A 10,653-nucleotide genomic window follows, 5' to 3' on the forward strand; every position below is an offset into this window, starting at 1 on the left:
CTAAAAAACTTCTCAACGTTTACAACAGTAAATAAAAAAAAATGATAAAAACGGTCTACTGAATAGAAAACCGCTATATATTCCAATATAGAAACGTGTGGGTTTAGTTTTTTCAAGGGATGAGATATAATGAAAAAACGATTGGTTTGGCCACTTGCTTTTGCGAGCATGTATTTTTACGGATGCGCAGATGAAAACGCAACCGCATTTGATAGTGTTGCACCAGAAATCAGTGAAGAATCATCTTCGTCAATAGACCAAGACGATCCAGACCATATTAACATTCCGCCATCAACGGGAAAATCATCTTCATCTACCAAGCTCGAAGGCGTTTCAAGTTCACAAAAGAACTCTCAGGAAACTCCAACTTCTGCTACATCAAGTTCTGACTCTAGCGCGGACGTTCCTGAAAGTTCATCCTCGCCTGCCCAGAATTCTAGTTCTGCAGTCGCACAGTCAAGTAGCTCTTCCCCGGCTCAACTACCGACTCCTTTATCCTCTAGCTCAAATGCCATAGCAATTTCCAGCTCCGCTGCAATTGCGGCTTCGTCGTCTAGCGGACTTCAAGAATACGATGACAATCACAAGCCCAAGGTAACGTTCCTCCCCAAGGCTGGCTTCTACAAAAGTTTAACCATTGAACCGCTTACACCGCAAAAGGGTGGCGAAATCCGTTGCACATTTGACGGATCCTTCCCGACGGTGACTTCCGAACAAATTACTGTAGCCACTCCGATTACCGAAAACTCGGTTGTACGTTGTTCTGAATTTGTAAACGGAGTCGCAGCAGATACGACAACGCAAACATACTTTATTAACGAAAGTGTCTCGATGCCGGTCGTTGCCCTCACAGTCAATCATCACGACATGTTTGACTCTACCGACGGTCTCTATGCCACAGGCAACCTCACAAATGGAGGTATTGGTGGCGGAATCGGCGGCATGTGGGGTGTCGGCAACGCAAACGTTACCGACAACAACAACCCGAAATGCGCAGAACCCTGCAAGGCAGCAAACTTCTGGAGAGACGATGAACTCCCCGTCCATGTGGAATATTTTGAAAAAGGAAGTTCCACTACAGAAAAGACTTGGGAAATTGATGCAGGCATTTCGATTATCGGTAATTACAGCCGCTACAAGCCCAAGAAGAGTGTCGCCATCAAGATGGACAACGATACTTACGGCGACAAGACCATCAAATATTCTTTGTTTAAAACTCGCCCTGATGCCAAGAAATTCAAGAGTTTCAATTTGCGCAACAACGGTAACCGTTTTTGGACGGACTATGTTGGCGATGCCATGATGACAGCCCTCATGGAAGGCACCGATGTGGATTATCAGCGCAGCCGCCAGGTTGTCGTATTCTACAATGGCGAATACTTCGGCATTCACGATATGCGCGAACGCTTGAACAGACACTTTGTCGAGACAAACTACGGCATCGATTCCAAGTCGATCAACATGATCAAGATTACCGGTTCTGGCTACGAAGCTAGCGGAACAAACGGAGCCTCGACAGAAGACTACAAGCAGCTCACAAATACTATTTCTAGCGCAAACTTTGCTGGCGAAAACAACGCACAGTATGAACAGATTAAGAGCAAACTCAACGTCAACAGTTTTGCCCAATACATGTTCGCCGAAATGTACTACCACAACGGCGACTGGCCAAACAACAACGTGCGCGCCTGGGGTGGCAACGGATATCCGTTCAAATTTGTCGCATTCGACACCGACCACGGCTTTGGATTTACCCCGGGCATCAGCGGCTTTGATGAAGAAAATCAAAACATGTTCGACTGGGTTCTTGGTGCAAAACAGACAAGCAAACAAGGCGGAAATGGCGGCATGTGGGGCGGCTTCGGCGGAGGCTTTGGTGGCGGTTTTGGCACATCAGTCGATAGCAGGGCTCCGGGCGGAATGCTCAAGAAACTCCTCGAAAATCCAGACTTCAAGCGCCTTTTCATCAACAACGCATGCATTCTCCTGAACAGCTACTTGACATACGAAAAGGTACAGAGCACAGTGCAGTCTATGATGGCAACGATTCCATCTTCGGAACAGCAGCGTGACGAGCAACGCTGGCCGCGTAACCAGGCAAACTTCAAGTGGGACCCGACAGGCAACACGCTTATCGCCTACGCCAAGAATCGCGGAGAAAAAATCAAGCAAGAAATGGTCGAACGCTTTGACCTTGAAAGTGAAGTAACGGTCAAAATCGGAGTAAGTGGCAACGGCTCCGTGCTTGTAGACGGCATGAAACTTCCGAGCAACAATTATCAATGCAAATTTTTCACAAATAATGAACTGCAATTGACAGCAGTAGCAGGAGCCGGAGCGGTATTCACGGGATGGTCTGACGGATCAACTGAAAATCCGCACAAGGTTACACCAAGCGAAGGTTTGAACATTTCGGCTCAGTTCAGATAAACACTCTTTATTCTAGTCTCCTTTCCCCGTGGATAACGCGGGGATTTTTGTATATTGGAATTATGTCCAGAGCCGCTAAAAGACGCAGAAAACTCATGATAATGGAGAACCAAATGATGGAGAATCAACCTCTCCCATCCTCCAATGTCAAGCAGACGATTTCTACAAAAAAGCTTTCGCCACGAAAGAAAAAGCTAATTATTTTATCTATATTAGATGTATGCTTCATTGCTTCATTTTTTCTTCTAAGAGCAAGGACTCACTCGTTTAATCTCGGCTGTATCATCGATGATGCTTTTCTGAACAAACTTGCGGAACGTGAACTATACAGAACATTGCTTAAAATTTCATTAGCCTTCTCTTTAAGCTTTGCAATTGGCATTATTTTCCACTTCTTTAAAGTATGGCCATCAAGCAAAAACAACGAAGGACCATCTTCAAAAAAATTTATTACTGAATTCATTCTTCTGCTAATACTCGCCATTGGTGTTTCAATTTCAGAAGTTATCGAACTTCCAGCAAGGTTTACAAAAAAGCCAATACTCAAAAAAGAATTCCTTATTGACAAAGATACCTGGACAACGAAATCAGGGATGCATTACGACCTTATATTCAGTAGCAAATCGAGCATAACGGTCAGCAAACACACTTATTTAGCAATGGATATCGGAACTGAATTTTACACTGTTTATCAAGGGCCGTTTCTTGTTGATTTTTTCCCGATGGATAAATATTTTTTGAGATACGAATAACAACGCAAAACAAACACACCTGATACAGTCATGTCATTTGGTTAAGCAAAAACCAATATTTAAAAGACATTGAATAACTATATTAGGGATATATCCCCCAAACAACAAAAATCTACGTAGCTGTTAGCTGCGTAGATTTTTTTCATTAGTGCATTAACTATCGTTGAACACGAAGCATATGACCATTGGAGCGTACTAAATAAGCGCCATGAGGCATAGCATTCAAGCGGATTTCCCGGCCATAGCCACTCTTGACAACAACGCCATTCACGTCAAACAAAGCCCAAAAACCGTCAGTCGAGAGTCGAACTATTTGGGCAACACGGTCAAACGTGATGTTTGGTCTGGTGTATGCCGCATGTGACACGCGAGATTCGTCGTGTATTGCGACTGAGCTCGTATCCACTTCGCCAAATTTGATGTTCCCGACGAGAGTTTCGCCACCGAGACCTTCCGCCGTAAGGTAAAAGTCCTGTACGCCTTTGAGCTTCGGCAAATTCGAACATTGCACGTCAGCCCACTTGGAATCGCCCGCGGAGGGCAATTCGCATTTAGAAATCACATCGCCTTTTTTGCTTTCGGTGCGGAGCGAGAGAGTACCGCCAGCGCTATTTTTCACCTGAACGCTGACGCCTACACCAACGATGGAGTCGGTAACCACGTTCTCGAAAATCGCGTAGCCGCCGTCCTTAATTGCAAATTCATCCTTGTCCGTAAGACGCACGCGGATGCCGTTGTCAAAGCCATTTGCCGGGATTGTATCGCGAATAATGCGCAAAAAATCGAGGCGGTCAAGTTCAGCGTAATGCTTACCCTTCGTGATTTCAATGAAGTTTGATCCGCGTTTAAGCTTTGTCGGAATGTACACGACTGACTTTTCGGGAAACTCACTCCAAGCGCCCGTCAATGGCAACAGCACTTCTTGCGTCTTGCCATTGATGTCCACAAAATGCGAGCTGCCGTTTGCGCCATCTTCGGTCCAGTTGTTATCGTAACGGTAACGGATAAGGTAATCGCCCGCCTGCGGGATAATCATCGGCAAGCGAATCTTGCTGTCATCGTAATTGATGTAAGCGCAAAATTCTCCGTTCGAAGCCTTGGAGCTGCTCGAAATATCGACATGCGTCAAGATGCCGTGTTCCGCTTCGGCACTCAGGTAACGCCCCATAAACGGTTGACCAAGTTCCGGCCAATTGTCGTCGGTCCACACGATATCGCGCACTTGTATGTAGGAGTTGCCGCCATCATTCTTATCGTAATAGTGATTCACAAAGCGTTGGCGGTTCACGTCCTCAAAAGCTTCACCGCCCGCAGGCCCGTAATAGCGTCCGTAACGGCTCAGAAGAATCGTGCCACCGCCATCCAGGAGAGCCTTGCCCGAGCGGTCTACATAACCGCCGTTAATGCGGTTGGAGCGCCCGACCGTTGTTTTGTAAGAATTGTTTTCGAGGTCCGCGCCCTTTTTGCAGCAGTTGTCCCAAGCGGTAAAAAGAAAATACTTGCCATTGTGTTCAATGAGGCTAGCACCTTCGACGCCTGCGCCACCGCGGTTTGCGATATTCTGCATTTTCGCGCCGTCTTTCACCTTGCCCGTTTTTTCGTCCAGTTCGAGAATATGGATGCCCGTGCCCCAAGAGCCAAAAGCCATCCAGACCTTGCCATCGTTGTCCTTCAGCACCGCCGCGTCAATCGCGTTGTACGAATCACTCTTGACCGTGTGAATCACCTCGCCCTGGTCCGTCCAGCCGTAGCCTGGCTTTGTCGGGTCGATTTCCTTACTCGACATGAAGCCCATGCCCGACGAGCGGATGCCCATTTCGGAACCGCAATAGTACATGCGGTATTCCCCGCCGATATAATGAATATCCGGCGCCCAGATGTCAATCATGTTCGGAGCGTATTTATAAAGCCACTTCGAAAATTCAGGCATGGCGGGGTCGCCATTTTTCCAGTTCAGCGCGTCTTCGGAAAACTGCATGAGCATGTGGTTGTCCGTCGTCGCGAGCGCATAGCCGTCCTCGTAGCGGATAATGTCTGGATCATGGCCCGCCCAACGGGTTTCCTTGGCGTACCAATCGGCAGCAAAAGCAGTCTCAATCGAGAGGCCTGCGAGAACAAATGCAACGGTGCAAATTCTAGAACAACGAATCATACGACTCCTTTAACCACACACCAGCATACACTATTTAATTTAAATTCCGAAAGGATTTTTCGGTACAATTTATTTGCAAAAAAAACGCCATCCCAGAAAATCTAGGATAGCGCGATAAGCTTATTTCACCTTGACAATGAATCTGCCTTTGGGAAGGTTATTAAATTCAATGTCAGTACCATTAGTTTTTTGGTGGGAGACAATTTGTCCCATCGGATTCAAGAGGTAAGCCTGATGAGCGCCGGCATTATCAAAGTGTACGCGGTAGCCGTTAGGAATTTTGGCAATCGAATAGTTCAATGACGGACGGACAATCGGGAGTGCCGTTGTATGGCCATTCGACGAACTCGAGGCAATTTCGCTGGAGCTAGATTCCGCAACAGCACTGCTAGAACTTGATTCCGGCAAGGGGGCACTCTTGAAGAGAATGTTTCCGACAATTGCTTCGCCAGAGACGCCCGAAGCGGTCAAATAAAAGTCCTTGATGCCCGTTTTGCTTTTGAGCGTTCCGCAGTTTGCCTCAGACCAGCCATTTGCGGCTGCCTTAGCCATTGAAAGGTCACATTCGGCAAGGACGATTCCGTTCTTTGCACCATCACGAATGGCGAGCTTGCCTGCGGTTGCATTTTTCACTTGGATAGAAACTTCGTCACTCTTGATGGAATCCGTCACGACATTTTCGAAGATCGCATAGCCGCCGTCCTTGATAGCAAATTCATCCTTGTCCGTAAGGCGCACGCGGATGCCGTTGTCAAAGCCGTTCGCCGGAATCGTGTCGCGAATCACGCGCAAGAAGTCGATGCGGTCCAGTTCCGAGAAGAATCCGTTCGGCTGCGGTTCAATTTCGATAAAGTTGCCGCCGCGCTTGAGCGTTGCCGGAATCATCACAATAGACTTTTCCGGGAATGTGCCCCAAGAACCTGTCGGCGGAAGCGTTACGGTTTGCGACTTGCCATTGACGGTGACTTTGTGCGTAGCATCGCCTTCACCACCGTTAGCATAGCGGTATCGCAACAAGTACTCGCCCGCTTGCATGATGTTCATCGGCAAACGAATCTTAGAGCCCGCCGTGTTGATGTAAGCAAGATATTCGCCGTTCGAAGCGGTATTGCTGCGGGTAATCGCAAGGTCGCCCGAAACCGCACGTGTCAAAGCGCCATGTTCGACTTCGGCGCTCAAATAACGTCCGAGGAAGGGCTGTCCCATTTCAGCCCAGTTATCGTCCGTGAAGACAACATCGCGGATGTGAATGTGATTGTACTTATCGCCATTCAAATCGTAATAGTGATGCACAAAACGCACGCGGTTCAAGTCTTGGAAAGCTTCGCCGCCGCCCGGGCCGACGTATCGACCATAGCGTTCCATAAGGATTGTGCCACCGCCATTCGCCATATCGTAGCCTGCACGATCTTTGTACGGACCGGTTACTTTATCAGCACGACCATAAGCAGTTTTGTAAGTCGTCTTTTCAATATCGTTGCCCTGCTGGCAGCAGATATCCCAAGCCGTAAACAAGAAGTATTTGCCCCCGTGTTCAATGAGGCTCGGGCCTTCTTCGGCACCGCCACTCGCCTTGCTTGTTCGACGCGCAATGTTATAGACAGTCTTGTCATCGTTTGCCTGCAAACCGGTCTTTGCGTCCAACTTAATCAACTGGATTCCAAGTCCGAACGAGCCGAAAGCCATCCAGTAATTGCCCTGCATATCGCGAACAACGTCTGCGTCAATGGCATTGTACTTGTCCGATGCCACCGTATGGAAAACGTGACCATGGTCCGTCCAGCCGTAGCCTGACGTGCCCGGCATAATGGACTTTGTGGACTGATAGCCAATCGCAGACGTGCGCTTGCCGAAAACGGAGACGCAGTAATACACACGATATTCGCCGTTCATGTAATAAATGTCAGGCGCCCAGATACCTTCAGTTGTCGGCGCATACGTGTAAGCCCACTGCGGGATTTTACTCACCGTTGACTTGTGGTTTTGCCACGTGTAGGCATCTTCGGAAGTCCACAGTTGCAAATTATTGTTCGTACTCATGAGGGCGTAACCGTCCTCGAAGCGCACCATGCTCGGGTCATGACCCGGCTGCAAGTTGTCCTTGGCGTACCAATCGGCAGCCGACACAGCGGAGACGCCAAAGGCGCCAATTGTCGCGAGAGTCGCAAGTTTCGCGCCGCTCACAAGATTTGCAAAATTCAAAACCTTCATTTCCATACTCCTTAAAATCAATCTAATAAAACTTTACTGGATCCTTCCGCCTTCGGCGTCAGGATGACGGAGAAGCAAGCAATCATCTTACCAAAACCTTTGCTGTAGTACGGGCTGCGCGAACAAAGTACATCCCCGAGCAAACGGAACGCACTTGGATTTCACGACCATAACCACGACGCACAACAACACCATTTACATCTAGCAAAGCCCAAGACGCATCAGCGCCCAAACGAATCACGCGAGCGCTAGCATCGTAGCGAACTTGTTGCAAAGACGGCGCATTCAACGCATCCATAGAACCGCGCAAGCCATGCGCAATCCCCGTTGTCCCACCAATGCCGGAATCTGTCGGCGGTTCAACTTTCGGCAATTCCGCTTTTGCAAATTGCACTTTTTGATTATCCGTTCCTGTGCGCACCCACGTGATGACCGGCATCCCGACTTCCTTTGAAATGTTCAGCACATCGCCAAGGTAATCGCCATCGTAATCCGCGAACAAGAAGTACCCCTTCTTTGCCGATGCATTTTCAATGCGGATTTCACAAGATGTTTCAGAAGTTTTCACCGTATCCAACAACGTCTTGGGCGGGCAATAGTATCGGCCCGTTGCAAAATTTTTAAGCGTGTAATAACGCGCCGAATCGCCATTCGCAAGCACCCAAAGTTGAGCCTCGTTCTTTTCGTCCGCAGCTTGTTGCACCACGACACCATCGTAATCTTCGAGAGCCAAATTGCTATGCGAAACCGTCAAGCGGTAACCACCCTCTTCGATAAGCGCATTGTTGACTGGATCCACGCCATCCGTATGCTTGATTTTCTGGATTAAGCCATCGCGGTCGTAATAGAGATAGTCGATATTCACGGAACGGCGATACGTCCAGCCGCCCGGAGAATTCGCACCGTGATACATGAAATACCAGTGCCCGAGATACTTGAAAATCGCCTGATGGTTCGTCTCGGAATTTTCCATTTTGTCGTTGATGACGCCTTTTTGCGTCCATAGTCCGTTCAGGCTCGGCGCCATGGAATAATTCGTCGTCGAGGGGTAACCCGAAGCATAACTGAAGTAATAATTGCCACGGAAATAATGCATCCACGGAGCTTCAAAAAAATCCTTGATTTTGATATCTTCGGGTGTACTCGCAAGCTCAATCATATTTTCCTTGAGCTTTACACGGCGGCCAGCACTCCACGAGCCCCAATACATCCAGATATCGTCGCCATCGTAAAAAATCGCAGGGTCGATGTTCAATTTCACGCCATTCGGCGTATTGTCGGTGATAAGCGCCTGCCCGATGGCGTCTTTCCACGGTCCAGACGGATGATCCGCGACGGCAACGCCAATAGCAAAACCTTCGCTTCCATTTTCCTTGATGGTCCCGTGATGGACGGCCACGTACCAGTAAAACTTGCCATTTCGGTATTCGCAGTGGCCCGCAAAAGCGCTCGCATTCGCCCATTTGAACGTCTTGACGCTCAAAACCGCCCCGTAATCGTGATAATGTTCCATATCGTCGGTCACGAGCACGTGCCAGTCGTTCATGATGAAAGCTTTATTGTTATTGCCCTGCGGCCCCTGCTCGTCATGCCCCGCAAAAATAAAGAGCGAGTCGTTATGCACGAGGGCTGCGGCATCCGCAGAATAAAAGTCCGTCGTCAACGGATTTGCGGCCAAAGCCGATTGCGCACCAAAAGCGCCAAATAGGCAAAAGAGGCCAAAAAAGGCCCATTCCAACGTCGTAAAAAATCCAGAACCCCTAGTCCTCATAAACATCTCCGTATCCACACCAACAACCTTCTTAAATATATATCAAAAATTATAAAAAGTCCACATATTTATTTATGACATCAAGTATTATTTAGAAGACAATCCACAAACAGTCCATACTTTCACGAATTAAAAGTCTACAGTTTAAATTAAGCGCGGACAAAATGGTCATGCCAGACAAAGCTAGTCCTGAACATAGCCGAAAGAATCAGGCACAACCTTCTCGTTTATGATAAAAAGGAGATTCCCAATCATCCCCGTCAAGCGAGGACAGGCGCGAGGACAGGATCGGGAATGACACTCCTTGTCTAACGACCATCGACCAACGACCAAGAAATATTGTCGAATAACTGACCAGCAATAGACAAAACGTATCATTAAGATTGCATATGATTCAACCGACAAAAAATTTCATTTATTTGAAAAATTTTCATAGGAAACAGGCGAAAAAGTACATATATTTTATGTTGGGCATATTTGATTAGGAGAGTGGATTATGAAAAAATTTTTGTTGGCCGCACTTTGCGCCGCGTCAGCGATTTATGCTGGCCCATTCGAAACCTGGAACGGAGCTGACGGAAATCCACAAGTTCAAACCGGACTTGGGAACGAAACAGAAACAAACGGTTACTGGTACACCTACGAAGACTATGCTTCTTTTTCATGCGTAACAGACGCTATAGATCCACCCTTTATCACTTGCACGGATGCAACGCTTGACATATGTAAAGGATTTTGCGGAACTGCACGCCTCCACCAAGGAACTTCGGCTACAAAAGCTTTTATAGGCGTCGGCTTCAACATTGTTGGCGAAACGTCTACTACCAACAATACTCCAGCCGCAGGCGACGCATCCTCCTGGGGCGGACTTTGTGTTACTTACACTTCAGATGTTGATTTACAACTTGAACTCGGCCTTGGGGACATCGTTGATTCAACCATTTCCTACGCCAATCCAGCAGTAACACTCCCTGCAGCAAAATCCGCAGACATTCTATCGCCCAACGGAACTAACGGCAACAAAGTAGTCGTCAGTTGGTCTGACTTTAAACAACCTTCCTGGTATGACGGAGCCGTAAAAATTGATGGCGAAACCGCAGTCAAGCAACTCGTCGCCATTCACTTCAAGCTTCAAGCAGACCCCGGTAACTACGACTTCAATATCTGCGCGGTCGGTCCGAAAGACGGAACCTGCCCAGAGAAATGCGGAACGTCTAGCACTAGGATTCAAATTGCCCGCGGAACATCCGCAGTCAAAGCTATTTTGAACGGCCGCACGCTCGGATTCACGGGGATCAAGGCCTCCGCAACCGTCGAAGTGATGAACACTCTTGGGC

At 48.0% G+C, this 10,653-nt stretch carries 6 protein-coding genes; 3 read left to right on the forward strand and 3 right to left on the reverse strand.

Annotation, left to right across the window (positions count from 1 at the left end; translation table 11 throughout):
- Positions 1–129: 129 nt before the first annotated feature.
- Together B7991_RS13405 and B7991_RS13410 are read left to right on the forward strand one after the other, a co-directional pair.
- A complete protein-coding gene (locus tag B7991_RS13405) occupies positions 130–2,430 on the forward strand; it encodes a CotH kinase family protein (protein WP_088631281.1) in 2,301 nt (766 codons plus the stop codon).
- A 113-nt stretch (positions 2,431–2,543) separates the two neighbouring features.
- Positions 2,544–3,182 carry a hypothetical protein gene (locus tag B7991_RS13410; RefSeq protein WP_254917979.1) on the forward strand — a complete coding sequence of 213 codons (639 nt, stop codon included), beginning with the start codon at positions 2,544–2,546 and terminating at the stop codon, positions 3,180–3,182.
- Between the two features lie 157 nt (positions 3,183–3,339).
- On the opposite strand, the gene B7991_RS13415 is transcribed toward B7991_RS13410, so the two are convergent.
- From B7991_RS13415 to B7991_RS13425, 3 genes are all read right to left on the reverse strand, one after another.
- The gene (locus tag B7991_RS13415) at positions 3,340–5,334 is read right to left on the reverse strand and encodes a family 43 glycosylhydrolase (RefSeq protein ID WP_088631283.1); all 1,995 of its coding nucleotides are present in this window, start codon (positions 5,332–5,334) and stop codon (positions 3,340–3,342) included.
- A 120-nt stretch (positions 5,335–5,454) separates the two neighbouring features.
- Positions 5,455–7,551: a family 43 glycosylhydrolase gene (locus tag B7991_RS13420; protein ID WP_254917980.1), complete on the reverse strand. Its 2,097-nt coding sequence runs from the start codon at positions 7,549–7,551 to the stop codon at positions 5,455–5,457.
- Positions 7,552–7,627: 76 nt separating this feature from the next.
- Positions 7,628–9,316, reverse strand: coding sequence for a family 43 glycosylhydrolase (locus tag B7991_RS13425; RefSeq protein WP_088631284.1), 1,689 nt, complete (start codon positions 9,314–9,316; stop codon positions 7,628–7,630).
- 496 nt (positions 9,317–9,812) lie between these two features.
- On the opposite strand from B7991_RS13425, the gene B7991_RS13430 reads away from it, so the two are divergent.
- On the forward strand, positions 9,813–10,653 hold an 841-nt coding region (locus B7991_RS13430; RefSeq protein ID WP_088631285.1), incomplete at its 3' end, for a hypothetical protein.

It is taken from the genome of Fibrobacter sp. UWB3, assembly GCF_002210405.1.
GTDB lineage: Bacteria > Fibrobacterota > Fibrobacteria > Fibrobacterales > Fibrobacteraceae > Fibrobacter.

Bases quoted from the DNA above. Each gene is read 5' to 3' on its own strand.
- B7991_RS13405 (WP_088631281.1), top strand. From the start codon at position 130: ATGAAAAAACGATTGGTTTGGCCACTTGCTTTTGCGAGCATGTATTTT.
- B7991_RS13410 (WP_254917979.1), top strand. From the start codon at position 2,544: ATGATGGAGAATCAACCTCTCCCATCCTCCAATGTCAAGCAGACGATT.
- B7991_RS13415 (WP_088631283.1), bottom strand. From the start codon at position 5,334: ATGATTCGTTGTTCTAGAATTTGCACCGTTGCATTTGTTCTCGCAGGC.
- B7991_RS13420 (WP_254917980.1), bottom strand. From the start codon at position 7,551: ATGGAAATGAAGGTTTTGAATTTTGCAAATCTTGTGAGCGGCGCGAAA.
- B7991_RS13425 (WP_088631284.1), bottom strand. From the start codon at position 9,316: ATGAGGACTAGGGGTTCTGGATTTTTTACGACGTTGGAATGGGCCTTT.